Here is a 24,854-nt window from a genome sequence, read left to right as displayed (position 1 = left end):
GCCACCCATCAGGATACCGTGTGGGTGGCCGGGAGGGGGAGCGGGCGGAACAGCCCAAGGTTCCGGCGGTGCGCAGCATCGTTGGAATGGCTGTGGAGGGCGGCACCGCCGTGCAACGCGCCGCGACGCGCGTTGCAAAAGGACGCTCAGCCGTCGCTGACGCGTTCGATGTCGGCGCCGACGGCGGAGAGCTTTTCCTCCAGCCGCTCATAGCCGCGGTCGAGGTGATAGACGCGCGCGACCGAGGTTTCGCCCTCGGCGGCCAGGCCGGCGATGATGAGGCTCATCGAGGCGCGCAGGTCGGTCGCCATGACGGGGGCGCCGACCAGCGGCTCGCCGCCCTTCACCATGGCGGTGCGGCCATGCACCTGCACGCTGGCTCCCATGCGCGCCAGTTCGGGGACGTGCATGTAGCGGTTCTCGAAGATCGTCTCGGTCAGGACGCTGGTACCCTCCGCCTTCAGGAGCATCGCCATGAACTGCGCCTGCATGTCGGTGGCAAAGCCCGGAAAGGGCGCGGTGGAGAGCGTCAGCGGCCTGAGCGGGCCGTCCGCCGCGATGCGGATCGCGCCGGGCTTCTCCTCCACGGTCACGCCGGCTTCGCGCAGGGCGGCGAGCGTCGCCTCCATGTCGGGGGCGTGGGCACCGACCAGTTCGATGTCGCCGCCGGTGATCGCCGCGGCACAGGCATAGGACCCCGCCTCGATCCGGTCGGGCATCACCGCATAGGTGGCGCCGTGCAGGCGATCGACGCCCTCGATCGTCAGCGTCTCGGTGCCGATGCCGTCGATCCGGGCGCCCATCGCGACGAGCAGGTTGCACAGGTCGACGATCTCGGGCTCGCGCGCGGCGTTGCCGATCACGCTGGTGCCCTTGGCGGTGGCGGCGGCCATCAACACATTCTCGGTCGCGCCGACCGAGACGACGGGGAAGGTGTAGCGGCCACCCGACAGCCGGCCGCCGGGCGCGGACGCCTCGACATAGCCGGCGGTCAGCTCGATCTGGGCGCCGATCGCCTCCAGCGCCTTCAGGTGAAGATCGATCGGGCGGTTGCCGATCGCGCAGCCACCGGGCAGCGACACGCGCGCGACACCGGCCCGCGCCAGAATGGGGCCGAGGACGAGGATGGAGGCGCGCATCTTGCGCACGATGTCATAGGGCGCCTCGGTCGAGGTCAGGCGGCCGGCGCGGATCGTCATCACCCGGCCGAATTCGTCGGGGCGCGTGCCCTCGATCGCGGTCGAGGCACCCAACTGGTTCAGAAGATGGCCGAAGCCATCGACATCGGCGAGGCGCGGCAGGTTGCGCAGGGTGAGCGGTTCGTCCGTCAGCAGCGCGCAGGGGAGGAGGGTGAGTGCGGCGTTCTTGGCACCGGAAATCGGGAGGCGCCCGGCGAGTCGCTGTCCGCCGCGAATGAGAATGCGATCCATCCCCCGTCCCTAGCGCAAGCAATGACGAAGCGCCAAGGCTCCTGTCCTGCCTTGATCGATGTCAATGCAGGCAAATCCCTTCCTTGGCTAAGGCTCGGAGCCGATTGGGGGAATAGGAATAGTGCCACGCAGCGGCCTCGCCGATCGCTTCCACCGAATGGTCGAATTGACCCCGGGCGAACGCAACACCTTGATTCAGATCGAAGAGCGGACGCGCACCGTGTCGCGGGGCGCGGTGTTGCTGCGCGAGCATGACCGGATGGACGAACTGTTCGTCGTGCGGGAGGGCATGATGATGGCCTATGTCCTCCTGGACGACGGCAGCCGGCAGATCGTGCGCTTCCTGTTTCCGGGCGACATCTTCGCGCTGTCGGCGCTGGTGTATCGCGGGTCGCCGGATACGGTGGTGGCCCTGTCGACGGCGGTGCTGTCGGTGATCGACCGGTCGACGATCGCGCGGCTGTCGGAGGAGCATCCGCGCCTGTTATGCCTGCTCCTGGTGTTGAACCAGATCGAGCGGGTGGCGGCGACGGACCGGATGGCGGGGCTGGGGCGGACCTCGGCGCGCGCGCGGGTCGCGACGCTGCTGCTCGACCTGCGCAACCGGATGCGGCGCGCCGACATGGATATCGATGCGATCTTCCCCTTGCGCCTGACGCAGGAGGAGATCGGCGATGCCACCGGGCTGACCGCGGTGCACGTCAACCGGATGCTGCGGCAGTTGGAGGAAGACGGCTTGATCGCGCGCGAATCGGGGCGCGTGGTGATCCGCGACGAGGCGGCGTTGGCGCGCGAGACCAATTATGTCGATCGCTACAACAAGCTCGATCTGGGATGGCTGCCGCCGGGGCGGTGAGCGGCCGATCCTGACCCCGCCGGGAGGGCGGGGGTATCAGGTCAGGCCTTTTCCAGCGTGCATTGCAGCGGATGCTGGTTGGCGCGGGCGAAGTCGATCACCTGGCCGACCTTGGTTTCGGCCACCTCGTAGGAAAAGACGCCGCACACGCCCACGCCGCGCTGATGAACGTGGAGCATGACGCGGGTCGCTTCCTCCATGTTCATGCGGAAGAAGCGCTGGAGACACAGCACGACGAATTCCATCGGCGTATAGTCGTCGTTGAGCATCAGGACGCGGTAGGGCGTCGGCTGTTTGGTGCGGGTGCGCGTGCGCGTGGCGACACCGAGCCCGGAGCCGCCCCCGGAGCCACCATTGCCGTCGTCGTCGGTGCCGTCGCCATCTCGGCGATCAGCCATGGTTGTTGTAAGCCGCTGCATGACAGGATTGAAAATATGGCATGCGCGGGGGCAGGCACAAGGGGCTGAACCTGCGCGGAGGACGATTCCCGGCTCGTCGGGCGCAAAGAAAAGGGCGGCCGTCCGGTTGGACGACCGCCCCTTTGCCCGGGAGCCGGCCCCGGGCGATCCGCGTCAGGCGCTGATCTTCATCTTCTCGGCGGCGACCGCGAAGCGGTTGCTGAGCGGCTGGGCGATCTCACCGGCCAGCTTCAGCATCGTCTCGGTCGACTTCGACGTCTCGGCGACCAGCGTGTCGAAGCTGGTGCGGGCATAGTCCGACTGGAGCTTCATGAACTCGGTCGGCGACTTGGCGCTGGCGAGCGTCTTCCACGCCTGGGTCGTGCTCTCGAAGCTGCGCTTGGCATAGTCGGCCGCGCCCTGGCCGAGATGTTCGAACCCGCGCGCGGCGATGCGCGACGATTCGACCAGCGCTTCCAGATTGTCCTTGTTGAAGGCGGCGGCGTCCTCGAGCATCCGGGCGCTCTTGTCCATGGCCGCCTGGGTACGGGTGGAGGCCTCGCCGAACATGGCCTGGGTCTTGTTCGTGGCGTTTTCGATCGTCGCTTCCATCACAACTTCCTTGGCTTCGATGTCCGCCGGAACCGCGGCGGTCGGGGGAGTCGGTTGGTCCGGCTCGCTGGTAATCGGATCGGACGAGGTGTCGGTTTCCGTGGTTGCGGAAACGACAGGGATCGGGGGCGTCGGGGCGGGAGCCGCCGCGGCGGGCGCGGGCGTCTCGACCGGTTCGACGGGGAGTGGCGTGGCGACCGCCGCCGGGGCGACCGTGTCTGCGACCAGGGCCTTTACCGCCGCTGCGGGGGAGGGCGCCGCCGCGTCCTGAATCGCGGGCAGGCCGGGCAACGGCGTCGCGGCCCTGGATTTCACGTCACGCCGCGGCTTGCGGCTCGTGCCGGACTGCTTCGCAGCCGCGGGCGTATTCGTCTTGTCGATAGACATAACACTCCCCTAATTTCGCTGCGATGCACAATAAGCAGTGATTTGACCTGAATCAAGGCTTATTGTGCACTGCAACATAGATTAGCGGGTGCGCACGTAGCTGCCGGGTGCAGCCTCCAGTGCGGGCAGTTTGCCGTTGCCAGGGATCCTGGCATCTTTCGCTGGCGTCGTCGCGTCATCCTGATGGCGTAGCCATGTCGCCCAATCCGGCCACCAGCTCCCCTTGGTCTCGGTCGCGGATGCGACGAAGGCGTCGAGCGACTCGGCGGGCGTGTCGTTGGTCCAATACTGGTATTTGCCCGCCGCCGGCGGATTGACCACGCCGGCGATGTGCCCGGAGCCGGCAAGGACGAAGCGAAGCGGCCCCTGGAAAAGCTCGGTGAGCTTCCACACGCTCTCCGGCGGGGCGATATGATCCTCGCGGCCGGCCTGCACATAGGCGGGGGTGGCGACGCGGCGCAGATCGAGGGGGACGCCGGCGATCGACAGCGCGCCGGGCTGCACCAGCAGATTGTCGCGGTACAGGTCGGTCAGGTAGCTGAGGTGCCATTTGGCGGGCAGGTTGGTGACGTCGCCGTTCCAGTGGAGCAGGTCGAACGGCACATAATCCTTGCCCAGCAGATAGTTGTTGGTGACGTAGTTCCAGATCAGGTCGCGCCCGCGCAACAGGTTGAAGGTCGCGGCCAGATAGCGCCCGTCGAGGAACCCCTCTGGCGACAGCGTGCCGATCAGCGCCAGTTGCTCGTCATCGACGAAATGCAGGAGGTCGCCCGCCTTCGAGAAATCGACCTGGGCGGTGAAGAAGGTGGCGCTGGCGACCTTGTCCGCCTCGCCCCGCGCGGCGAGCCATGCCAGCGTCGCGGCCAGCGTAGTGCCCGCGACGCAATAGCCGACGCTGTGTACCGCGGGCACGTCCAGCAGATCGCGAATCGTGTCGATCGCCTCCACCTGCGCGGCGACGTAATCGTCCCATGCGATATCCGCCATGGTGGCATCGGCGGACTTCCACGACACCATGAACACGGTGAAGCCCTGGTCGAGCGCCCAGCGGATCAGGCTTTTTTCCGGCGACAGGTCGAGAATGTAGAAGCGGTTGATCCAGGGCGGAAAGATCACGATCGGCGTGGTCGCAACCGTTTCGGTCGTCGGCTGATACTGGATGAGTTCGTAGAGCGGGGTGCGCAACACCACCTGACCCGGCGTGGCGGCGATGTCGCGGCCGATCTGGAACGCGTCGGCCTGGGTGTGGGTCAATTGCCCGCGGCCGATATCGGCGAGCATGTTCTGCAAGCCTTTCAGCAGATTCTCGCCCTTGGTCTCGATCGTTTTCTCGATCACCTCCGGATTGGTGGCGGGAAAGTTGGTCGGGCTCATCGCGTCAACAAAGGCGCGGGTGGCGAAGCGGAGTTGGTCCTTCTGACGCGGCTCGACCCCCTCCAGCGCGTCGACACCGCGCAACATGTGATCGCCGACCAGCGCATAGCTTTGCCGGATCAGGTCAAACATCGGCGACTGCCATCCCGGCGCCTTGAACCGCTTGTCGGGCTTGGCCGCAGGGGCGGGTGCCGCGGCGGAAGGATCAAGGAAGCGGCGCCACAAGTCCATGCTTTCCGACCAGAAATCGCGCGCCCGCTCGATGGTGGCAGGATCGTTGAAGCCGGGGACGACCGGCATCGCCGGCACACCCTCCGCCGGCTGTTTCATCGCCGCGATCCCCTGCTCCATCATCATCTGCTGCGCACGCCCCATCACCCAGGTCCAGTGCTGCAACTCCTCCAGCGTCGGGATGGCGGGCGTGGCGCCTCCACCGGCGGGCCGGGGGTCGTGCGCGTCGTCGGTCTGGGCCATGGCATCCTCTGGTTGCTGGCGTGCATGATACCGCAATGATGTTGCGCCGTCATGTCCGGTCGCGTCGGGAGAGGAAAGCGGCTATGGGGGGTGAGTTCCCAACAAAGAGGATACCATGTCCGAAGAGTTCTACCGCATCCGCCGGCTGCCGCCCTATGTCATCGCCGAAGTCAACGCGATGCGGGCCGCGGCGCGCGCGCGCGGCGAGGACATCATCGATCTGGGCATGGGCAATCCCGACCTGCCGCCGCCGCAGCATGTGCTGGACAAGCTGATCGAGGTGACGAGCAAGCCCGACGCGCATGGCTATTCGCAGTCCAAGGGCATTCCCGGACTGCGCCGGGCACAGGCCAATTATTACGGCCGGCGATTCGGCGTCGACCTCGATCCCGAGACGGAAGTCGTGGTGACGATGGGGTCGAAGGAGGGGCTCGCGAGTCTCGCCACGGCGATCACCGCGCCGGGCGACGTGATCCTGGCGCCCAATCCGTCCTATCCGATCCATACCTTCGGCTTCATCATCGCGGGTGCGACGATCCGTGCGGTGCCGACGACGCCGGACGAGGCCTATTTCGAGAGCCTGAAGCGGGCGATGGAGTTCACCATCCCGCGGCCGTCGGTGCTGGTGGTCAACTACCCGTCCAACCCGACCGCGGAGACGGTGGACTTGGCGTTCTACGAGCGGCTGGTGGCGTTCGCGAAGGACCAGGGGCTGTGGATCCTGAGCGACCTGGCCTATTCCGAGCTCTATTATGACGGCAATCCAACGCCGTCGATCCTGCAGGTGAAGGGCGGCAAGGACGTGGCGGTAGAGTTCACCTCGCTGTCCAAGACGTACAGCATGGCCGGGTGGCGCATCGGCTTCGCGGTGGGCAACCGCAAGCTGATCGCGGCGATGACGCGCGTGAAATCCTATCTGGATTACGGCGCGTTCACGCCGATCCAGGCCGCCGCCTGCGCCGCGCTGAACGGCCCGCAGGACATCGTCGAGAAGAACCGACAGCTTTATCACAAGCGCCGCGACGTGCTGGTGGAAAGCTTCGCCCGGTCGGGATGGGATATCCCATCGCCGCGCGCGTCGATGTTCGCCTGGGCGCCGTTGCCGCCGGCGCTTGCCCATCTCGGCAGCCTGGAATTTTCCAAGCAGTTGCTGACCGAGGCCAAGGTCGCGGTGGCGCCGGGCGTCGGATATGGCGAGAATGGCGAGGGCTATGTGCGGATCGCCATGGTCGAGAACGAGCAGCGCCTGCGGCAGGCGGCGCGCAACGTGAAGCGCTATCTGCAATCCATGGGGGTCAATACGCCGGGCGCCAAGGCGGGCTGATGCACCGGTGGCGGGCGTTGGCGGCGGCGGCGATCTGCGCCCTGTCCGCCAGCGCCGCCGCTGCGCAGAACGGGCCCGATCAGCGGGCGTTCCTGGAGCTTTACAAGGAACTGGTCGAAACCGACACAACCCTGTCGGCGGGTAGCTGCACGCGCGCGGCCGGGCAGATCGCGGCGCGGTTGCGGGCGGCCGGGTTTCCGGGCGATGGGGTGGTGACCTTCGCGCCGCCCGATCACGCGCGCGAGGGCGGGGTGGTGGCGGTGCTGCCGGGCAGCGATCCGGCGTTGCCGGCGGTGTTGCTGCTCGGGCATCTCGACGTGGTGGAGGCCAGGCGGGCGGACTGGACGCGCGATCCGTTCACGCTGGTCGAGGAAGACGGCTATTTCTATGGCCGCGGCACGTTCGACGACAAGGCGCAGGTTGCGGTCTGGGCGGATACGATGATCCGGCTGCGGCCGCTGACGCCGCGCCGCACGGTGAAACTGGCGCTGACCTGTGGCGAGGAAACGACGTTCGCCTTCAACGGCGCGGAGTGGCTGACCAGAACGCGGCCCGACCTCATCGCGGCGGGGTTCGCACTGAACGAGGGCGGGGGCGGGCGCTACGGCGCGAACGGCCGGCCCGATATGCTGGCGGTGCAGGTCGGTGAGAAGGCCGCGCAGAATTACACGCTGACCGCAACTCATTCCGGCGGGCATAGCGCACAGCCGACGGGGGACAATGCGATCTACGCGTTGGTGGGGGCGGTGCAGGCGATTCGCGAGCATCGCTTCCCGGTGTCGTTTACGGCGACGACGCGGGCGTTCTTCGCGGCGATGGCGCAGCGGGCAGGGGCGGAGATGGGGGAGGCGATCAGGCGGCTGCTCGCCGATGCGGGCGACGCCGAGGCCGATGCCATCGTCAGCCGCGACAAGACGTTGCAGGCGGCCTTGCGCACCACCTGCGTGCCGACCTTGTTGAGCGCGGGACATGCCGAGAATGCGCTGCCGCAGCGGGCGACCGCGAACATCAACTGTCGACTGTTTCCGGGCGAGACGGTGGAGGGGGTGCTGGACACGCTGCGCGGCCTTGCGGGGCCCGAAGTGGTGGTGACCGCGAACCAGCCGATCCGCCCCACCGCGGTGCCGCTGGCGCCGGACCCTGCCATCCTGGCGCCGATGACGCAGGTGGCGAAGCGGCATTTTCCGGGTGTGCCGGTCGTGCCGATGATGTCGGCCGGAGCGACGGACGGCATCTTCTTCCAGGCGATCGGCATCCCCGTATACGGCGTGCCGGGGATGCTGATCGACGGCGACATGTCGGGCATCCACGGCCGCGACGAGCGGATCCGGGTAAAGGCCCTGTATGCGGGGCGCGATTATCTGTTCGACCTGGTGAAGGTCTATGCGGGTGTGCGCTAGACGGTGACCTGTTCGCCCAGTTCCAGCACCTTGCCGGGCGGAATGCGCAAGAATTCGGTGGGGTCGGCGGCGTTGCGCTGCAGGAACATGAACAGCCGGTCCTGCCAGGGGGGCATGCCCTTCTCCGCCTCCGGCTTCAGCGTGTTGCGGCCGATGAAGAAGCTGGTCTTCATAGGGTCGAGGCCGAGCGCGCGCGTTTCGATGCCCAAATCCTGCGGCACGTCGGGCGATTCCATGAAGCCGTAGGTGAGGGTGACGGTGGAGAAATTGTCGTCCAGTCGTTCCTCGCGGACGCGTTCGGAGGGGGGGACGACGGGGCGGTCGGCGGTGCGGACGGTGGCGATCAGGTTGCGGGCGTGCAAGACCTTGTTGTGCTTGAGGTTGTGGAGGAGCGCGCCGGGGGCGGCGGCGACGTTGGCGGTGAGGAAGACGGCGGTGCCGGGGACGCGTTCGGGGGGCCGTTTGGCGAGCGCGGCGGCAAGGTCGGCGAGGGGGATGGACTGGCGACGTTCAAAGGCGGCAACGATGCCGCGTCCGCGCACCCAGGTGTAGATGACGAGGCCGACGCCGGCACCGACCAGCAGCGGCACCCAGCCCCCTTCGATCACGCGCAGGATGTTGGCGCCGAAAAAGATCAGGTCGAGCGCGAGAAAGGGCAGGATCGCGGTCAGCGCCAGCCCGCGCGACCAGTTCCAGCGGTGGCGGACGACCAGATAGGCAAGGCAGGTGGTGACCACCATCGTGCCGGTCACCGCGATGCCGTAAGCCGCGGCCATCGCGGACGATGTCTTGAACTGCACCACCAGGATCAGCACGCCGGCAAGCAGCAGCCAGTTGATGGCGGGCAGGTAGATCTGGCCTTGGAACGCGGCCGAGGTCTGGCGGATGCGCAGGCGCGGCAGGAAGCCGAGCTGGATCGCCTGCTGGGTGAGCGAAAAGGCGCCGGTGATGACCGCCTGCGCCGCGATCACGGTTGCCATGCCGGCCAGGATGACGAGCGGCGCGCGCAAGGATTCGGGCGCCATCAGGAAGAACCAGTCCTGATTGGTGAAGGCGGTGCCGTCGATCCGGGCCCGCTCCAGCGCGGCGAGCGCGAAGGCGCCCTGGCCGAGATAGTTGAGGGTCAGCGCAGGGAAGGCGAGCAGGAACCAGCCGAGCCGGATCGGCAGCTTGCCGAAATGCCCCATGTCGGCGGTCAGCGCCTCCGCCCCTGTGACCGTCAGGAAGACCGCGCCCAGCACGAACAGCCCGGTGACGCCGTGGGTGGCGAGAAAGGCGATGCCGTAGCCGGGCCAGATGACGCGGAAGATCGAAGGTTCGTCGGCGATATGCGACAGCCCCAGCCCGCCGATGGCGAGGAACCACAGGATGCAGACCGGGCCGAAGAGGCGCGATACCTGTGCGGTGCCGCGCGACTGGATCAGGAACAGCGCGATCAGGATCGCGATGGTGCACAGGCGGATGGTGCCCTCGTCGAACATCGCGGCGGCGCCGGGAATGGTGCGCAGCCCCTCCATCGCGGACAGGACCGACAAAGCGGGGGTCAGGATCGCATCGCCGTAGAAGAGCGAGGCGCCGGTCGCCCCCAGCACCAGCGCGATGCGCGAGCGGATGCCGAGCGCGCGGCGGGCGAGCGCGGCAAGCGCCAGAACGCCGCCCTCTCCCTGATTGTCGGCGCGCATCAGGAAGGTGACATATTTGACCGAGACGACCAGGATGAGCGTCCAGAGCGCGAGGCTGAGCACGCCCAGGATCTCGCTGGGGTCGATGCCGTCGGCGGCCGACTGGGCCAGCGCCTCGCGAAAGGCGTAGAGCGGGCTGGTGCCGATATCGCCGAAGACGACGCCGAGCGCACCGATGGTGAGCGCGGCCAGCGCCGGGCGGTGGTGGCCGTCGCCGCTGCGTTCGATGACGGGCGACACGTGCCGCCCTGATGTCGCGCCGGTCGCGTCTGCCGTGATGGCCACTTGCACCCCCCTGTCGAAAGGACGGGGCGCTTTACGCCCGTTGCAAACCAACGCAAGTTGTTTCGCAACTGCGGCATCATGCTTGATTTGTCCGCGCATGGCGGGCAGGGCGGTGGCATGGTTCCCCTTTCGTTCGGCGGACATGCATTTCAGGCGACGGCCGAGGGTGCGCTTTACTGGCCGGCGCGCGGCGCGCTGCTAGTCGCCGACCTGCATCTGGAAAAGGGCAGCTGGTATGCGGCACGCGGCCAGATGCTGCCGCCCTATGATTCGCTGGCGACGCTATCCGCGCTGACCGCGCTGGTCGAGCGCACGGCGGCGCGCGAGATGTGGTGCCTGGGCGACAGTTTCCACGATGTCGGCGGTTGCGACCGCCTGCCGGACGATGCGCAAAGCCTGTTGCGCAGCCTGACCGGCAATCTCGCCTGGACGTGGATCACCGGCAATCACGATCCCGCGATCCTGGACCGGTGTGGCGGCGAGGTGGCGGACGAGATGGTGGTGGACGGCGTGGTGCTGCGCCACGAGGCGGCGGCGGCCGAGTCGCGGCCGGAAATGTCGGGCCATTTCCACCCCAAGCTGCGATTGCGGGTGCGGGGGCGCAGCGTGGCGCGACGCTGTTACGTCGCAACGGGGACGAAGCTGATCCTGCCGGCGTTCGGCGCGCTGACCGGGGGGCTGGACGTGACGCATCCGGCGATCCGGCAGGCGGTGGGCGGGGCTGCGCAGGCGCTGGTGCCAGTGGAGGACCGGTTGCTGCGCTTTCCGGTTGCCGCCTGAGGGGCGGTCCGTGTCGGCGCTGACCCCTATCCGTTTGGGCCGGGGGAAGATCACGTAGCCCGGTGCGGGCGTATCCCCGGCTTGTATCGGGGCATGGCTCCGCGCTTCAACCTGTCTCTCGATACACCGTCTCGGTACGCGGCTGTGCCGCTACTCGACGGTTACTCGAGACGAACGGGATGGGGTGGGATGGCTGCTATCGCACAAGCATAGGCAAGCCGGTACGCAGGGCGGCGACCTTGGGTTTGTCCCAGGCGACGATATAGGGGTGCGTCGGGTTCCGGTCGAAGAATCGCTGGTGATAGGGCTCGGCGGGGAAGAAGCGGCCCTGTTCGATGCGCGTGGTCAGCGGTTTGCGAAAGGCGGGCGCGATTTGCGCCATGTAGGCGCGGGCGACGCGCATCTGGTCCGGGCTTTGCGGGAAGATGGCGGAACGGTAGCTGGGACCGCGATCGGGACCCTGGCCGCCGACCTGGGTCGGGTCGTGCGCGATGGCGAAGAAGACGCGCAGCAAGGTTCCGTAGCGGACCTGCGCGGGATCATAGGTGATCCGCACCGCCTCGGCATGACCGGTGCGCTCGGTGGAGACCTTCGCATAGCTGGCATCGGCCGCGGTGCCGCCGGCATAGCCCGCGGTCACGGTGCGCACGCCCTTCAACTGGCGGAACACCGCCTCCACACCCCAGAAGCAGCCGCCGGCGAACACCGCGGTCTGGGAGGCGGGGGTTGGCGCTACGTCCAGCGTCGGTTGCGGCAGCGGCACGACATGCTCGCTGCGGGCGATTCCGGCCGGGAGGGCGAGGAGCGCCAGCGGGGCAGCGGCGATCAGAAGCATGCGGATCATGCCGGAAAGATGGGGAATGGCACCGGATGCGCCAAGCGTTCGTCCCGTAGCGTGCTTTTCCACCAGGGACGCCCCCCGCGCGATCATGTCGGCGGGGTTTTGCCTGCCGCGCCGGGCAGGCGGGGTCGATGTTAGCGGATCGCCTCGACCGGTGCACGCGTGGGTGCGTTGACCGCCTCTGCCGTGTGGAATGCCGCCAGACTGATCGCCCCCAGCACGAAACCGCCGGCGAACTGCCAAAGGAAGCTGGACTTGATGAGGCTGCGCATGGATCACCCTTGATTCTTGGGCTGATCCCCTTGGAAACAGCCAGTCTTTCGGCCGCCAGATGGGATGATCCGGCGACGCTCGCAATATCGTTTATAGAAACACAGCATTAACGGCACGTGGCTGTGCCGTTAATGTCACGGTTAGGATGTCGGACGAGCGTTACGCCGTCAGCGCAGCGCCGCGCAGGCGTCCTGGATGCGGGTGCACGCTTCGCGGAGCAGGGCGTCCGACGTCGCATAGCTGATCCGCATCGCGGGCGAGAGGCCGAAGGCGGCTCCCTGCACCGCCGCGACCTTGGCATCGTCGAGCAGATAGCCGACGAACGCCTCGTCATTGTCGATGCGCTTGCCAGAGGGCGTGGTCCGGCCGATCAGCGGCGCGAAGGACGGATAAACGTAGAAGGCGCCTTCCGGCGTCGGGCAGGTCATGCCCTCGATCTCGTTCAGCATGCCGACCACGAGGTCGCGGCGCACCTGGAAGGCGGCGTTGCGCTCCTGAAGGAAGGACTGGTCGCCGGTCAGCGCCGCGGTGGCCGCGGCCTGCGCGATCGAGCAGGGGTTGCTGGTCGATTGCGACTGAAGCTTGGCGATCGCCTTGATCAGCCAGGGCGCGCCTGCGGCGAAACCAATGCGCCAGCCGGTCATCGCATAGGCCTTGGAACAGCCGTTGACGGTCAGCGTGCGCTCGTACAGCTCGGGGCAGACCTGCGCGATGGTGGCGAAGCGGAAGCCGTCATACACGATATGCTCGTACATATCGTCGGCGAAGACCCAGACATGCGGGTGGCGCGCGATGACGGCGCCCAGCGCCTTCAACTCGTCGGCGGTGTAGCCGGCGCCGGTCGGGTTGGACGGCGAGTTGAGGATGACCCACTTGGTCCGCGGGGTGATCGCGGCGTCGAGCGCCTCGGGCGTCAGCTTGTACTGCTGTTCCGGGCCGGCGGCGACGATCACCGGCTTGCCGCCGGCGAACTGCACGACATCCGGGTAGCTGACCCAATAGGGGGCGGGGATGACGACCTCGTCACCCGGATTGACCGTGGCGACGATGGCGTTGAACAGCGTGTGCTTGCCGCCGACGTTCACCGTGATCTGGTCGGGGGTGTAGGTCAGCGCGTTGTCGCGTGCGAACTTGGCGGCGATCGCCGCCTTCAGCTCGGGCGTGCCGTCGACATTGGTGTATTTGGTCTTGCCGTCGCGAATCGCCTGGATCGCGGCTTCCTTGACGAATTCGGGGGTATCGAAATCCGGCTCGCCCGCGCCCAGCCCGATCACGTCCACGCCTGCGCGCTTCAGCTCGAACACGCGCGAGGTGATCGCGAGCGTGGGAGAAGGGCTGATACGGCCGAGCGCGTCGGAAGGCTGCATGGACACGGGTGTTCCCCTATCGAATGGAGGCGGGCCAGAAAGGCGGGGGCGCCATAGCGCCAACGCGGATCAATCCGCAACCGTTGCCCGCATCAAACCGCGCAGGGCGTTGCCGAGCCAGGCCCCCTGCGCAATATCGTTGCGCGTCAGCCGCCCCTCGACCGCGCGGCCGCTGTCGACCAGTTCGGCGCGCAGGATGCCGGGGAGCAGCCCGGCGGCGAGCGGCGGGGTGACGAGACGGCCGCCCTGCTCCACGAACAGCGAGGTGAAGCTGCCTTCGGTGAGCGACCCGTCGGGGGCCTCGAAGATCACCTCGTCGGTGCCTGCGGCGATGCGGGCTGCGTCGTAAAAGGCGCGGTCCGTGGTCTTGTGGCGGAGGCGCAGATCGCCGGGGGCGACGGGCAGCGGCACGACCGCCGCGCGCAGCGGCTGGAGCAGCGGAGGCGGGAGCGCGCTGCATTCGATCGCGATGGCGCCGGAGGCGGCGAGCAGCAGGCGGACGCGCGAGGGGGCGCGCAGGCGGAAGGTGGCGGCCTGAAGCTCGTTGCGGGCATCGTGACGGTCGAAGGCGAAGCCGAGTGCGGTGGCGCTGGCCTTCATTCGTGACAGATGGCGTTCGAGATGGAGCAGCCCTTCCATGGGATCGAAGGCCATGGTCTCGATCAGGTCGAAGGGCGGATGGGCGGGGCGGAGGAAGGCGGCCTTGGCGAGGCATTCGTCCCATTCCGCCACGACATCCGAATCGGCAACGACGCCCGAGCCGAGGCCGATCGTCGCCCGGTCGCCGTTCAGCACCAGCGTGCGGATCGCCACGCTGAACGCGGCGTCGCCATCCGGTGCGACATGGCCGATCGCGCCGGTATAGGCGCCGCGCGGGCTTGCCTCCATCTCGCCGATCGCCTGCATCGCGCGGATCTTGGGCGCGCCGGTGATCGATCCGCAGGGGAACAGCGCGGCCAGCACGTCCAGCGTATCGCGACCGGGGGCCAGTTCGGCGGTGACGGTGGAGACCATCTGGTGGACGGTCGGATACCGCTCGACGGTGAACAGGTCGGGGACGGAAACGCTGCCCGGCACCGCGACGCGCGACAGGTCGTTGCGCATCAGGTCGACGATCATCAGGTTTTCGGCCCGCTGCTTGGGATCGGCGGCAAGGGCGTCGGCGGCGGCACGGTCGGCGGCGGGATCGTCGACGACGCGCGCGGTGCCCTTCATCGGGCGGCAGGTGAGGCGCCGGCCGTCGCGCGCGAAGAACAGTTCGGGCGAGAGCGACAGGAGCACGGTGTCGCCGGTATGGACCACCGCCCCCCAGCCGGCACGCGCGCGGGCACGCAAGCCGGCATAAAGGGCGAGCGGATCGCCGGCGATCGGCGCGACCGCGCGAAAGCTGAGATTGGCCTGATACAGGTCGCCGGCGCGGATCAGCGCCTGCACATCGCCGAAGCGTTCGGCATAGGCGGCGGCGTCGATCTCGGGAACCGGCGCACCGATCCAGGCGCCGGCGGGGTCGGGCAGGAGGGCGGCGACATCCTCGACCGGGCGGGCGTCGGCGAACAGGCCGAACCAGGCGAGCGGCTGGGGCGCGGGGCGCGGGGCGATGCGGGCCTCGAACGCGGGGGCCGCTTCGTAGGAGAGGAAGCCCGCGGCGTGCAGCCCTTGCGCGCCCGCCTCGCGGAGCGCCGCCAGCAGCGCGGGGATGTCGGCGGGGTCGTGCGCGGCCAGGATGCGGACGGGATCGGCATAAAGGCGCGCGGGCGCACCACCGGGCCGGGCGTCGTCGAGAAGCACGAAGGGCGCATGGGCCAGGGTCATCGCACCCCAACCCATGCACAGCCGATGCACATGGAGGCAAGCACCGATTGCTGCACGGCGCCGGGCGGCCTATCTGCGGAGGCATGACGAACCCCCCTTTGCGCGCGGCGATCGTGCCGGTCACCCCGCTTCAGCAGAACTGCTCGATCGTCTGGTGTACGGCCACGATGAAGGCCGCGGTGGTCGATCCCGGCGGCGACCTGCCGCGCATCCGCGACGCGATCGCCCGCGCCGGCGTGAGCGTGGAAAAGATCCTGCTGACGCACGGCCATATCGATCATGCCGGCGGTGCCAAGGCACTGGCGGACGAACTGGGTGTGTCGGTGGAGGGGCCGCACGAGGCGGACCGCTTCTGGCTGGCGCGGCTGGACGAGGACGGGCAGGCTTACGGCATTCCCGCACAGGTGGTGGAGCCGTCGCGCTGGCTGGTCGAGGGCGACACGGTGACGATCGGCGAACTGGTGCTCGACGTGTACGAGACGCCGGGGCACACCCAGGGGCATGTGATCTTCCATCACCCGGCATCGGACTTCGCGCTGGTCGGCGACGTGCTGTTCCAGGGATCGGTGGGCCGGTCGGACATGCCGGGCGGCGATCATGACCAGCTGGTCCGCTCGATCGTGACCAAGCTCTGGCCGCTCGGCGACGCAACCGCATTCATTCCGGGGCACGGGGCGCCCAGCACCTTTGCGCACGAGCGCGCGTCCAATCCCTTCGTCGGGGACCGGGTGCTGGGCGCCGGTTAAGCGCCGGGGATCAGGGCTGGCGCGACCGGCCGCGAATCGCCTTGAACTCGGAGCCGGCGCGCCATTCCGGCCAGGCGCGGCTGGTGCCCAGATCGCGGCCGATGCGGTGGAACAGCGCAACATCGGCCGCAGCGCCGGTCAGGTCCCATTTCGCGTCCCAGGCATCGCAGGTCTGGTGGTAGCAGCGCATATAGCCGTCCAGCCATGCCTGACCCGCAGGGCGGCCGCCCTGCACCAGATCGGGCGCGCCGCTGATCGCCATCAGCAGCAGCGTCGGCACGCCGCGCCGGGCGAGCGAGAAATGGTCGGCGCGGTAGAACAGGCCGCGTTCGGGCAGCGCCTCGGGCGTGACGGTGCGGCCCTGCGCGGCGGCGGCGGTGCGCAGGCGGTCCTCCAGATCGTTCTGCCCGTCGCCGACCAGCATCACGTCGCGCGCGGGCCCGGCGGTCTGGAGAATGTCCAGCGTCAGGTTGGCGACCGTCTTGGCGACCGGATAGACCGGGTGGACGGCATAGGTTTCGGAGCCGAGCAGTCCGCGCTCCTCACCCGTCCACAGCGCGAAAACGAGGCTGCGGTCGAGCTTGGGCCCCTTGGCAAAGGCACGGGCGAGTTCCAGCACGCCGGCGGTGCCGAGCGCATCGTCGTTGGCGCCGGGACGGATGGTGCGCCCCTCGGCATCGGGGGCGCCGCGCCCATAGGCGTCCCAGTGGGCGCCGAACATCACCACCTCGTCGCCATGCGCCTTGCCCGGCCACCGGGCGAGGACATTGCGGCTTTCCGCCCGCTCGACGCGGACGGGGATGTCGGCGGTGAAGCGCTGGCCCTTCAGTTCGACCGGGCGGAAATCGGCACGACGCGCCGCCACGCGCTGCTGCGCCAGGTCGAGGCCGGCGGCCTGGAACAGACGGGTCGCGGCGGTGCCCTCGAGCCAGCCCTGGAGCAGCACGCGACTCGCGGGATCGCTGCGCACGATATCGTAATTCTCCCCGGCCGGGGCGGTGACCGTCGCCCACCCATAGCCGGCACCGGGCGTGTCGTGGACGATCAGCGCGGCAATGGCGCCCTGGCGAGCGGCTTCCTCGAACTTGTAGGTCCAGCGGCCGTAATAGGTCATCCGGCGATCGCCGAACTTGCCCGCCGCATCATCGCCCGGCTTCGCCTCGAAATCGGGATCGTTGACCAGGAAGACCGCGACCTTGCCCTTCAGGTCGACGCCCTTGAAGTCGTTCCAGCCGCGATCCGCGGCATCGACGCCGTAGCCGACGAACACCATCGGCGCGTCCGCGATCGCGACGCGATCGACCGGGCGGACGGTGGAGACGTAGATCTCCTGCCCCTGACGCAGCGGCGTGGCGGCGACCCGCATCTGCCCGGCACCCAATTGGGTGCGGATCAGCGGCACGGGTTGCGTCCACTGCCCCCCGGGGCCGCCGGGTTCGAGGCCCATCGCCTTGAACTGCGCGACCAGCCAGTCGATCGTCTTCGTTTCCCCCGCGGTGCCCGGCGCGCGGCCCTCGAACGCGTCGGAGGCCAGGGTGCGGACATCGGCGGACAACCGCTGCGGCGAGATCGGGTCGGCGGGCGTCGTGGCGGCCAACAGGAAGGCGGGCAGCAGGCTCGTCGCTGCGAGCAGAAGGGGCTTGGGCATGCGGGCAAAAATCTCCGTGGGGCAGGCGGATCGACGAAAAGACGCCGGGTCAGCGTCCTGCCAGTGGGCGCATATGCTTGCAACATGCGCGAATCTCGCTATAGGCGCGGGGCTTCGCGATGCGTCCGGCTGGGGTGCTCACGCGGTCGGGCATCTTGTCCGGGCGCGCAATGGGTGCTGACGGCGGGGCCTTCACCCATGTTTGATCGAATAAGGTGCCGCAATGGCCGTTCCCAAGAGAAAGACCTCCCCCTCCAAGCGCGGCATGCGCCGCAGCCACGACTCGCTGTCGATCGAGTCGTTCCAGGAGTGCCCGAACTGCGGCGAACTGAAGCGTCCGCACAATCTTTGCACCGCCTGCGGTCACTACAACGGCCGCGAGGTCATCTCGGTCGAGGGTTAAGTCCTCTCCGACTCGAGGTTCAAGGATGAATCATGGCCAATAATGCCTGGATCGCCGTCGACGCAATGGGCGGCGACGACGGGCTGGCCGTGATGCTGGCTGGCGTCGCCCGTGCGCGGCGCCAGTTCGAAGGCATGCGTTTCCTGCTGGTCGGCGACGAGGCCCAGATCGCGGACGGGTTGAAGACCCATCCGAACCTGACCGCGGCGTCCGAGATCGTCCACGCCCCCGAGGTGGTGGGATCGAGCGAGAAGCCGAGCCAGGCGATCCGACGCGCCAAGCGCACTTCCATGGGCATCGCCATCGATCTGGTGAAGCAGGGGCGCGCCGCCGCGGCGGTTTCGTCCGGCAACACCGGCGCGATGATGGCGATGGCCAAGCTGTCGCTGCGCATGTTGCCCGGCATCGACCGGCCGGCGCTCGCCGCGCCGATGCCGACGCTGGGCGACAATGACGTGGTGATGCTGGACCTCGGCGCCAACACCGAATGCGATGCCCGCAATCTGGTGCAGTTCGCGGTGATGGGCGCGGCCTATGCCCGGACCATCCTGGACCTGTCCTCGCCGCGCGTCGCGCTGCTGAACATCGGCAGCGAGGACCAGAAGGGCACCGACGAGATTCGCGAGGCGGCGGCGCAGTTGCGCGGCGACACGCATCTGCCGCTGACCTTTGCCGGCTTTGTCGAGGGCAACCACATCTCGCGCGGCGAGGTGGACGTCATCGTGTGCGACGGCTTTGCCGGCAATATCGCGCTGAAGACCGCCGAGGGCACGGCGCGATTCGTCGCGGACCTGTTGAAGCGCGCCTTCCGCTCGTCGGTGCGATCCAAGATCGGTTTCCTGATCTCGCGCCCCGCGACACAGTTGCTGCGCGACCATCTGGACCCCAACAACCATAATGGTGCGGTTTTCCTCGGGCTGAACGGCCTGGTGGTGAAAAGCCATGGCGGCGCCACCGAACTGGGCGTCGCAACGGCGATCGGCAATGCGGCCAAGATGGTGCGCGCCGACCTGACCCGGCGCATCGCCGAGGACCTGCGCAACTTCGAGGCCGCGGCATGATCCGTTCGCTCGTCACCGGCACCGGATCGGCCCTGCCGACGCGGCGCGTGTCCAACGCCGAGCTGGCGCAGCAAGTCGACACCTCCGACGAATGGATCGTGGAGCGTACCGGCATCCGCTTCCGCCACATCGCCGGGCCGGAGGAAACCACCGCGACGCTGGCGGCCGATGCGGCCAAGGCGGCGATCGCGGCGGCCGGACTGTCGGCGCAGGATATCGACCTGATCGTGCTGGCGACCGCGACGCCCGACCAGACCTTTCCGGCGACCGCCACCAAGGTGCAGGCGATGCTGGGCATCCGCGATTGCGTCGCGTTCGACGTGGCGGCGGTGTGCTCGGGCTTCCTGTACGCGGTGCAGGTGGTCGACTCGATGCTGCGCACCGGCGTCCATGCCCGCGCCCTGGTGATCGGGGCGGAAACGTTCAGCCGCATCCTCGACTGGGAAGACCGCACCACCTGCGTCTTGTTCGGCGACGGCGCGGGGGCGGTGGTGCTGGAGGCGCGCGAAAGCGACGCCGAAGGCGGCCGCGGAATCCTGGCGACCCGGCTGCATGCCGATGGCCGGCATAACGACCTGCTCTATGTCGATGGCGGCCCCTCGACCACGGGCACGGTCGGCAAGCTGCGCATGAAGGGACGCGAGGTGTTTCGCCATGCCGTCGTCAATCTGGCGGCCGTGATGGAGGAATCGCTGGGGCTCGCCGGCCTGACCTCGGCGGATGTCGACTGGGTCGTGCCGCATCAGGCCAATGCGCGCATCCTGGACGCGACCGCACGCAAGCTGGGCCTGTCGCCGGACAAGGTGGTGGTGACGGTGGACCAGCATGCCAATACCTCGGCCGCGTCCGTGCCGCTGGCTCTGGATACGGCCGTGCGCGACGGACGGGTGCGGGAAAACGACATCGTGGTGCTGGAGGCGATGGGCGGCGGCTTCACCTGGGGCGCGGCGGTGGTTCGTTTCTGAACAAAATTTTATTCGTAGATTTCAATAAATCCCTTTCGGTCCTATTTACCTGTGTGATAGCAACGATTGCGTCATAGTTGGGGATAGGATGATGATCGGGGGCACTCTCACACGCGCGGACCTGGCCGAGGCATTGCACCATGAGGTGGGTTTGTCGCGCACCGACTCGTCGCAGTTGGTCGAACAGATCCTGGACGAGATGTGCGATGCGCTGGCACGCGGCGAAAACGTCAAGATTTCCGGTTTCGGCACGTTCGTGCTGCGCGACAAGGGCGAGCGGATCGGGCGCAATCCCAAGACCGGGATCGAGGTGCCGATCGCACCGCGCCGGGTGCTGACGTTCCGCGCCAGCCAGATGATGCGCGATCGCATCATCGCCGGCTGACGGCGATGGCCGTCGCGTCCTCCGGCAAGGCGGATCGCGCGTTTCGGACGATCGGCGAACTCGCCAGGGAAACGGGGCTGCCGCAGCACATGCTGCGCTATTGGGAAACGCGGTTTCCGCAGCTCAAGCCGCTGCAGCGGGCCGGCAACCGGCGATATTACCGTGCCGAGGATGTGGCACTGGTCCGCCGCATCGATCGCCTGCTGCACCAGCAGGGCTATACGATCCGCGGCGTCCAGCAGCTTCTGGATGTGGAGGCGGAGCCGGACATGGTGGCGACGCTGCGCATCATCCGCCACGGACTGGCAACCGCGCTGGCGTGCGACATACAGGCGCGATAGCATCGGCGGATGACCGCTTCCCCATCATCGCACCGGCACGCACCCAATCGTCCATGGGTCGTGCTGGCGATGTTGCTGCTCGTCTACAGCCTGAACTTCCTCGATCGGCAGATTCTGGGCATCCTGGCCCATCCAATCAAGGCGGAGTTGCGGCTTAGCGATACGCAGCTGGGGGCGCTGGGCGGGATCGCGTTTGCGCTGCTCTATTCCACCCTGGCGGTGCCCCTCGCGATCGTCGCGGATCGCACCAGCCGAAGCTGGGTGGTGACCGGATCGCTGGCGGTATGGAGCGGCTTTACCGCGCTGTGCGGGCTGGCGACGGGGTTCTGGCAGCTTTTCGCGTTCCGGGTCGGCGTGGGGGTCGGCGAGGCGGGCGGCGTGGCGCCCTCCTATGCGATGATCAGCGACAGCTTCCCGCCGGAGCGACGGGCGCGGGCGCTCGCGATCTATTCGCTGGGTGTGCCGCTGGGGCTGGCGGCAGGGGCGCTGCTCGGAGGAACGCTGGCCAAGGCGGTGGACTGGCGCACCGCGTTCATCGCCGCGGGCGCGGCCGGCCTCGTGCTGGCGCCGATCTTTCGCTGGGTGGTGCGCGAGCCGGTGCGACGAGCAAACCCGGTGCGGATGCCGGTCGGCGCGGTCTTCGCGATCCTGGCGCGCAAGCCGAGTTTCTGGCTACTCGGCTTTGCCGCGGCATCGAGTTCGCTGTGCGGCTATGGGCTGGCCTTCTGGGTGCCCTCCGTACTGGTGCGCAGCCTGGGGTTCGATCTGGGGCAGGTGGGCCAGTTCGTCGGATCGCTGCTGCTGATCGGGGGTAGCGCGGGGGTGCTGGCGGGGGGCTGGCTGGGGGACCGGCTGGGCGCGCGTGACCGGGGCTGGTTCGCACGGTTGCCGGCGCTGGCGTGGATGGTGACGGTGCCGCTGTTCGCCGGCGGGCTGCTGGTCGATTCGCCGACGCTGGCCTGGGCGTTGTTCCTGGTGCCGCACGGCCTCAACATCCTGTGGCTGGGGCCGGTGACCACCGCGATCCAGCATCTGGTGCCCGCGGAGATGCGCGCCACCGCCTCCGCCTCGTTCCTGCTCATCAACAACCTTGTCGGGCTCGGCCTGGGGTCGCTGGTGATGGGGGCGCTGTCGGATGCGATGACGGTGCGGTTCGGGGCGGATGCGCTGCGCTATGCCGTGGTGGGGACGCTGGGCTTCTACCTCGTTGCCGCGCTGCTGGGCTTGCTGGCGGTGCGGCCGCTGCGGCGCGACTGGTGGGTGGAGGAGGGCGTCACCGCTCGCGGGTCGCCATGAAGCGGACCTTGGAATAGCGGTCGGCAATATAGCCGACTTCCCAGGCGGACTTGGCGAGGAAGACCGGATTGTCGTCGCGGTCATGCGCCATCGCCGAGCGGTTCAGGTCGGCGAAGTCCTTCAGATCGGCCGGATCTTCGGCGGACACCCAGCGGGCGGTGTCGAACGGCGCCGGCTCCAGCCCGGCGGCCACCTTGTACTCCGCATCGAGGCGCGAGAGCAGCACGTCGAGCTGAAGCTGGCCGACGACGCCGATGATCCAGTTCGAGCCGATCTCCGGATAGAAGACCTGCGTCACGCCCTCTTCGGCCATGTCGTCCAGCGCCTTGCGCAACTGCTTGGTCTTGGTCGGATCCTTCAGGACGACGCGGCGCAGGATTTCGGGCGCGAAATTGGGCAGGCCGGTGAAGCGGATATCGGCGCGCTCCGACAGCGTATCGCCGACGCGCAACGTGCCGTGATTGGGGATGCCGATGATGTCGCCCGGATACGCCTCGTCCGCGACTTCGCGGTTCTGTGCAAAGAAGAGGATGGGGGAGTGGACCGCGATCGGCTTGCCATGGCCGGTGGGCGTCAGCTTCATGCCGCGCTTGAAGGTGCCCGAACACAGCCGCATGAAGGCGATGCGGTCCCGGTGCTGCGGGTCCATGTTCGCCTGCACCTTGAAGACGAAGCCGGTGACTTCCTTTTCATCCGGGCTGACGGGTGCGGGCTCGGCAGGCTGGGGGCGCGGGGGCGGCGCGAAATCGGCCAGTGCGGCGATCAGTTCGGAGGGCCCGAAATCCTTGAGCGCGGACCCGAAATAGACCGGCGTCAGGTCGCCATTGCGATACGCCTCGCCGTCGAAGGACGCATAGCCGGCCTGGGCCAGTTCGATCTCCTCGGCGATCGCATCGGGAAGCGTCGGCGCATCCTCCACCTTGCCCTGGAAGGTGCGGCTGTCCCCCTCCGGCCGGCTGACCCGGTTGGTGGTGAGGTCGAGGATGCCCTGGAACTCGCCACCCATGCCGACGGGCCAGCTCATCGGGCAGACGTCGAGCGCGAGGATATCGGCGATCTCGTCGAGCAGCTCGAAGGGCGGGCGCCCCTCGCGATCGACCTTGTTGACGAAGGTGATGATCGGGACCGAGCGCAGGCGGCAGACCTCGAACAGCTTCCTCGTCTGCGCCTCGATACCGCGGGCGGCGTCGATGACCATCACCGCCGAGTCGACCGCGGTCAGCGTGCGGTAGGTGTCCTCCGAGAAATCCTCGTGCCCCGGTGTGTCGAGCAGGTTGAAGGTCACGCCGTCCCGCTCGAACGTCATCACCGAGGAGGTGACGGAAATGCCGCGCTGCTGCTCGATCTTCATCCAGTCGGAACGGGCGCGGCGGTTGGCGCCGCGCGCCTTCACCTCGCCGGCGAGATGGATCGCGCCGCCGAAATAGAGCAGCTTTTCGGTGAGCGTCGTCTTGCCCGCGTCGGGGTGGGAGATGATCGCAAAGGTGCGGCGGGGGGAGGTCATGCGCGGGCTCGGATCGGCAAAAGGTTAAAAGTGGACACTACGTCCCCCCTGCCGTGTCCACTTCCGCGGGGCCTGCATGGGGCAGGGGCGGAAAGGGGGGAGGGCGTGCGTCCGTTCACTTGGTCGCCTGTTGCAGAAAACGGGCGTGTAGGACAGCGTTTGTTCCCGCTTGGGGGTGGGGCAGTACGTTTGTGCCGTCCAACGATGTAGTGACCTGCCCTGGCAAACTCGGTCGCGTGACGATTGCGCGGGCGCCATTTTTTCCACGTCCAACGGAGTGTATCGGAAAAATCCGATGCGGGGCGAACTGCGGTAAAGCTAAACCTGCTTTGAAGCCCTTCTGCCGGTATCGTGGCATGTCTTGTTAGAGGTTCCCAATCGAAAAATTGACGATCGTCGTTGTACACAATGACAACTTATATTTCGTCTCGTTCATGTTACATCTGCGGTTGCGAAAAAGGTGCGGAAGGGTAGCTTGATGGCGCGGTGTTGCCCAACTCTCCTGATTGCGATGTGCTTGGCCGGCTGCGGCACCGCACATACGGCGACAGAGAATCCGGTTGCCGATCGTTACTGGGGTCTTCGCGAGTTCCAGAACGTAAAAGTCGGACAGTCCGGCATCGAGTTGGCGACCGTGCGCTTCCGAACCGATGGCGGGATCGATGGCACGGCCATCTGCAACAGCGTCAGCACTGGCTTGGCATGGTCCCCGGCTGAGGTCGGTAAACGAGGCCGAATTGTAAATGCCGCCAATCGTGCGTTGGTTAAAACAGCCGTTGGCTGTGGGGATGCGGGCGCTAATAACGTCGCTGGCAATTTTTGGAAACAGATGGAAAGCTCGGAGCAGTGGGGGCTTCAGGGGCAGCAATTGCAGATCGTCTTTCGAGATGGGAGCACTGCGGAGTTGATATCGGTTCCAACACCGGCTTCCGAAGACAGGCCAGGCTGTGCCGAGAGTGATCGAAACAATTTGGATTGCCGAGGCTGACACTACGTGTCCTGCAATGAAATGATGTTGGATTGATCCCCCGTTCGCCTCGAATAGTTGTCGAGTAGGGGCAACGACGCGTATCGAGAAACACGGCGCCGCGTGGGGTGCCGTCTCGATACGAGCTCTCGATACGCTCCTGTGGAGCTACTCGATCTCTACTCGACACGAACGGATCAAGGTGAGGTCATCCTGCCCTGGAGTGTGCGCAGAACCCGATCG

General features: G+C 67.6%; 23 protein-coding genes. 11 read left to right on the top strand and 12 right to left on the bottom strand.

The window, feature by feature from the left end; translation table 11 throughout:
- Positions 1-146: 146 nt before the first annotated feature.
- A complete protein-coding gene (murA, locus tag OXR08_RS03880) occupies positions 147-1,430 on the bottom strand; it encodes a UDP-N-acetylglucosamine 1-carboxyvinyltransferase (RefSeq protein ID WP_112384140.1) in 1,284 nt (427 codons plus the stop codon).
- 190 nt (positions 1,431-1,620) lie between these two features.
- On the opposite strand from murA, the gene OXR08_RS03875 reads away from it, so the two are divergent.
- Positions 1,621-2,286, top strand: coding sequence for a Crp/Fnr family transcriptional regulator (locus OXR08_RS03875; RefSeq protein WP_346731887.1), 666 nt, complete (start codon positions 1,621-1,623; stop codon positions 2,284-2,286).
- Between the two features lie 41 nt (positions 2,287-2,327).
- Here OXR08_RS03875 and clpS read toward each other — a convergent pair whose 3' ends face one another.
- The 3 genes from clpS to phaC form a co-directional block, all read right to left on the bottom strand.
- Complete coding sequence (gene clpS, locus OXR08_RS03870; RefSeq protein ID WP_112384142.1) at positions 2,328-2,684, bottom strand: ATP-dependent Clp protease adapter ClpS; 357 nt, start codon at positions 2,682-2,684, stop codon at positions 2,328-2,330.
- 174 nt (positions 2,685-2,858) lie between these two features.
- A complete protein-coding gene (locus tag OXR08_RS03865) occupies positions 2,859-3,683 on the bottom strand; it encodes a phasin family protein (RefSeq protein ID WP_267347798.1) in 825 nt (274 codons plus the stop codon).
- Between the two features lie 81 nt (positions 3,684-3,764).
- A complete protein-coding gene (gene phaC / locus OXR08_RS03860; protein WP_267347796.1) occupies positions 3,765-5,531 on the bottom strand; it encodes a class I poly(R)-hydroxyalkanoic acid synthase in 1,767 nt (588 codons plus the stop codon).
- 115 nt (positions 5,532-5,646) lie between these two features.
- On the opposite strand from phaC, the gene OXR08_RS03855 reads away from it, so the two are divergent.
- Together OXR08_RS03855 and OXR08_RS03850 are read left to right on the top strand one after the other, a co-directional pair.
- Complete coding sequence (locus OXR08_RS03855; protein ID WP_112384145.1) at positions 5,647-6,855, top strand: LL-diaminopimelate aminotransferase; 1,209 nt, start codon at positions 5,647-5,649, stop codon at positions 6,853-6,855.
- Positions 6,855-8,255, top strand: coding sequence for a M20/M25/M40 family metallo-hydrolase (locus OXR08_RS03850; RefSeq protein WP_267347793.1), 1,401 nt, complete (start codon positions 6,855-6,857; stop codon positions 8,253-8,255). The genes OXR08_RS03855 and OXR08_RS03850 overlap by 1 nt, the downstream gene beginning before the upstream one ends.
- Here OXR08_RS03850 and OXR08_RS03845 read toward each other — a convergent pair.
- Positions 8,252-10,177 (bottom strand): potassium transporter Kup, encoded by a 1,926-nt coding sequence (locus tag OXR08_RS03845; protein ID WP_267347860.1) that lies wholly within the window; start codon positions 10,175-10,177, stop codon positions 8,252-8,254. The two genes, OXR08_RS03850 and OXR08_RS03845, sit on opposite strands and share 4 nt — an antisense overlap.
- 162 nt (positions 10,178-10,339) lie before the next feature.
- On the opposite strand from OXR08_RS03845, the gene pdeM reads away from it, so the two are divergent.
- Positions 10,340-11,002 carry a ligase-associated DNA damage response endonuclease PdeM gene (pdeM, locus tag OXR08_RS03840; RefSeq protein WP_267347858.1) on the top strand — a complete coding sequence of 221 codons (663 nt, stop codon included), beginning with the start codon at positions 10,340-10,342 and terminating at the stop codon, positions 11,000-11,002.
- 196 nt (positions 11,003-11,198) lie between these two features.
- On the opposite strand, the gene msrA is transcribed toward pdeM, so the two are convergent.
- The 4 genes from msrA to pabB all read right to left on the bottom strand — a co-directional run bounded on the left by msrA (position 11,199) and on the right by pabB (position 15,295).
- Positions 11,199-11,846 carry a peptide-methionine (S)-S-oxide reductase MsrA gene (msrA, locus tag OXR08_RS03835; RefSeq protein ID WP_267347791.1) on the bottom strand — a complete coding sequence of 216 codons (648 nt, stop codon included), beginning with the start codon at positions 11,844-11,846 and terminating at the stop codon, positions 11,199-11,201.
- A 131-nt stretch (positions 11,847-11,977) separates the two neighbouring features.
- A complete protein-coding gene (locus OXR08_RS03830; protein ID WP_160146735.1) occupies positions 11,978-12,115 on the bottom strand; it encodes a hypothetical protein in 138 nt (45 codons plus the stop codon).
- A gap of 168 nt (positions 12,116-12,283) precedes the next feature.
- Entirely contained in the window at positions 12,284-13,483 is a 1,200-nt protein-coding gene (locus tag OXR08_RS03825; RefSeq protein WP_267347856.1) for a pyridoxal phosphate-dependent aminotransferase, read from the bottom strand.
- Positions 13,484-13,552: 69 nt separating this feature from the next.
- Positions 13,553-15,295, bottom strand: a complete 1,743-nt coding sequence (gene pabB / locus OXR08_RS03820; protein ID WP_267347788.1) for an aminodeoxychorismate synthase component I — start codon at positions 15,293-15,295, stop codon at positions 13,553-13,555.
- A gap of 83 nt (positions 15,296-15,378) precedes the next feature.
- On the opposite strand from pabB, the gene OXR08_RS03815 reads away from it, so the two are divergent.
- Positions 15,379-16,041, top strand: a complete 663-nt coding sequence (locus OXR08_RS03815) for an MBL fold metallo-hydrolase (RefSeq protein ID WP_267347786.1) — start codon at positions 15,379-15,381, stop codon at positions 16,039-16,041.
- 10 nt (positions 16,042-16,051) lie between these two features.
- Here OXR08_RS03815 and OXR08_RS03810 read toward each other — a convergent pair whose 3' ends face one another.
- Complete coding sequence (locus tag OXR08_RS03810; RefSeq protein WP_267347784.1) at positions 16,052-17,689, bottom strand: M28 family metallopeptidase; 1,638 nt, start codon at positions 17,687-17,689, stop codon at positions 16,052-16,054.
- A 223-nt stretch (positions 17,690-17,912) separates the two neighbouring features.
- Here OXR08_RS03810 and rpmF point away from each other — a divergent pair, with 223 nt between their 5' ends.
- The 6 genes from rpmF (at position 17,913) to OXR08_RS03780 (ending at position 22,140) form a co-directional block, all read left to right on the top strand.
- Entirely contained in the window at positions 17,913-18,092 is a 180-nt protein-coding gene (rpmF, locus tag OXR08_RS03805) for a 50S ribosomal protein L32 (protein ID WP_112384151.1), read from the top strand.
- A 32-nt stretch (positions 18,093-18,124) separates the two neighbouring features.
- A complete protein-coding gene (gene plsX / locus OXR08_RS03800) occupies positions 18,125-19,153 on the top strand; it encodes a phosphate acyltransferase PlsX (protein ID WP_267347780.1) in 1,029 nt (342 codons plus the stop codon).
- Entirely contained in the window at positions 19,150-20,118 is a 969-nt protein-coding gene (locus OXR08_RS03795) for a beta-ketoacyl-ACP synthase III (protein ID WP_267347778.1), read from the top strand. Before plsX ends, OXR08_RS03795 begins: the two co-directional genes overlap by 4 nt.
- Positions 20,119-20,206: 88 nt before the next feature.
- A complete protein-coding gene (locus OXR08_RS03790) occupies positions 20,207-20,503 on the top strand; it encodes an integration host factor subunit alpha (protein ID WP_112384154.1) in 297 nt (98 codons plus the stop codon).
- Between the two features lie 5 nt (positions 20,504-20,508).
- A complete protein-coding gene (locus OXR08_RS03785; RefSeq protein WP_267347776.1) occupies positions 20,509-20,844 on the top strand; it encodes a MerR family transcriptional regulator in 336 nt (111 codons plus the stop codon).
- Positions 20,845-20,853: 9 nt separating this feature from the next.
- The gene (locus tag OXR08_RS03780) at positions 20,854-22,140 is read left to right on the top strand and encodes an MFS transporter (protein ID WP_267347774.1); all 1,287 of its coding nucleotides are present in this window, start codon (positions 20,854-20,856) and stop codon (positions 22,138-22,140) included.
- On the opposite strand, the gene OXR08_RS03775 is transcribed toward OXR08_RS03780, so the two are convergent.
- Together OXR08_RS03775 and OXR08_RS03770 are read right to left on the bottom strand one after the other, a co-directional pair.
- Complete coding sequence (locus OXR08_RS03775; protein ID WP_267347772.1) at positions 22,118-23,644, bottom strand: peptide chain release factor 3; 1,527 nt, start codon at positions 23,642-23,644, stop codon at positions 22,118-22,120. The two genes, OXR08_RS03780 and OXR08_RS03775, sit on opposite strands and share 23 nt — an antisense overlap.
- Before the next feature lie 364 nt (positions 23,645-24,008).
- A complete protein-coding gene (locus tag OXR08_RS03770) occupies positions 24,009-24,512 on the bottom strand; it encodes a hypothetical protein (protein ID WP_267347770.1) in 504 nt (167 codons plus the stop codon).
- Between the last annotated feature and the right edge of the window lie 342 nt (positions 24,513-24,854).

Source organism: Sphingomonas sp. GM_Shp_2 (assembly GCF_026540875.1).
Taxonomy (GTDB): Bacteria; Pseudomonadota; Alphaproteobacteria; order Sphingomonadales; family Sphingomonadaceae; genus Sphingomonas; species Sphingomonas carotinifaciens.
Note: the sequence above shows the minus strand (reverse complement) of the source record. Positions and strands in the feature narration are given on the sequence as shown.

What these genes read in the sequence shown, in the direction of transcription:
- OXR08_RS03815 (WP_267347786.1), top strand. Translation starts at nt 15,379, where the DNA reads ATGACGAACCCCCCTTTGCGCGCGGCGATCGTGCCGGTCACCCCGCTT.
- pdeM (WP_267347858.1), top strand. Translation starts at nt 10,340, where the DNA reads ATGGTTCCCCTTTCGTTCGGCGGACATGCATTTCAGGCGACGGCCGAG.
- OXR08_RS03865 (WP_267347798.1), bottom strand. Translation starts at nt 3,683, where the DNA reads ATGTCTATCGACAAGACGAATACGCCCGCGGCTGCGAAGCAGTCCGGC.
- OXR08_RS03785 (WP_267347776.1), top strand. Translation starts at nt 20,509, where the DNA reads ATGGCCGTCGCGTCCTCCGGCAAGGCGGATCGCGCGTTTCGGACGATC.
- OXR08_RS03825 (WP_267347856.1), bottom strand. Translation starts at nt 13,483, where the DNA reads ATGCAGCCTTCCGACGCGCTCGGCCGTATCAGCCCTTCTCCCACGCTC.
- OXR08_RS03795 (WP_267347778.1), top strand. Translation starts at nt 19,150, where the DNA reads ATGATCCGTTCGCTCGTCACCGGCACCGGATCGGCCCTGCCGACGCGG.
- OXR08_RS03850 (WP_267347793.1), top strand. Translation starts at nt 6,855, where the DNA reads ATGCACCGGTGGCGGGCGTTGGCGGCGGCGGCGATCTGCGCCCTGTCC.
- rpmF (WP_112384151.1), top strand. Translation starts at nt 17,913, where the DNA reads ATGGCCGTTCCCAAGAGAAAGACCTCCCCCTCCAAGCGCGGCATGCGC.
- OXR08_RS03775 (WP_267347772.1), bottom strand. Translation starts at nt 23,644, where the DNA reads ATGACCTCCCCCCGCCGCACCTTTGCGATCATCTCCCACCCCGACGCG.
- murA (WP_112384140.1), bottom strand. Translation starts at nt 1,430, where the DNA reads ATGGATCGCATTCTCATTCGCGGCGGACAGCGACTCGCCGGGCGCCTC.
- OXR08_RS03855 (WP_112384145.1), top strand. Translation starts at nt 5,647, where the DNA reads ATGTCCGAAGAGTTCTACCGCATCCGCCGGCTGCCGCCCTATGTCATC.
- pabB (WP_267347788.1), bottom strand. Translation starts at nt 15,295, where the DNA reads ATGACCCTGGCCCATGCGCCCTTCGTGCTTCTCGACGACGCCCGGCCC.
- msrA (WP_267347791.1), bottom strand. Translation starts at nt 11,846, where the DNA reads ATGATCCGCATGCTTCTGATCGCCGCTGCCCCGCTGGCGCTCCTCGCC.
- OXR08_RS03830 (WP_160146735.1), bottom strand. Translation starts at nt 12,115, where the DNA reads ATGCGCAGCCTCATCAAGTCCAGCTTCCTTTGGCAGTTCGCCGGCGGT.
- OXR08_RS03780 (WP_267347774.1), top strand. Translation starts at nt 20,854, where the DNA reads ATGACCGCTTCCCCATCATCGCACCGGCACGCACCCAATCGTCCATGG.
- OXR08_RS03810 (WP_267347784.1), bottom strand. Translation starts at nt 17,689, where the DNA reads ATGCCCAAGCCCCTTCTGCTCGCAGCGACGAGCCTGCTGCCCGCCTTC.
- phaC (WP_267347796.1), bottom strand. Translation starts at nt 5,531, where the DNA reads ATGGCCCAGACCGACGACGCGCACGACCCCCGGCCCGCCGGTGGAGGC.
- plsX (WP_267347780.1), top strand. Translation starts at nt 18,125, where the DNA reads ATGGCCAATAATGCCTGGATCGCCGTCGACGCAATGGGCGGCGACGAC.
- clpS (WP_112384142.1), bottom strand. Translation starts at nt 2,684, where the DNA reads ATGGCTGATCGCCGAGATGGCGACGGCACCGACGACGACGGCAATGGT.
- OXR08_RS03790 (WP_112384154.1), top strand. Translation starts at nt 20,207, where the DNA reads ATGATGATCGGGGGCACTCTCACACGCGCGGACCTGGCCGAGGCATTG.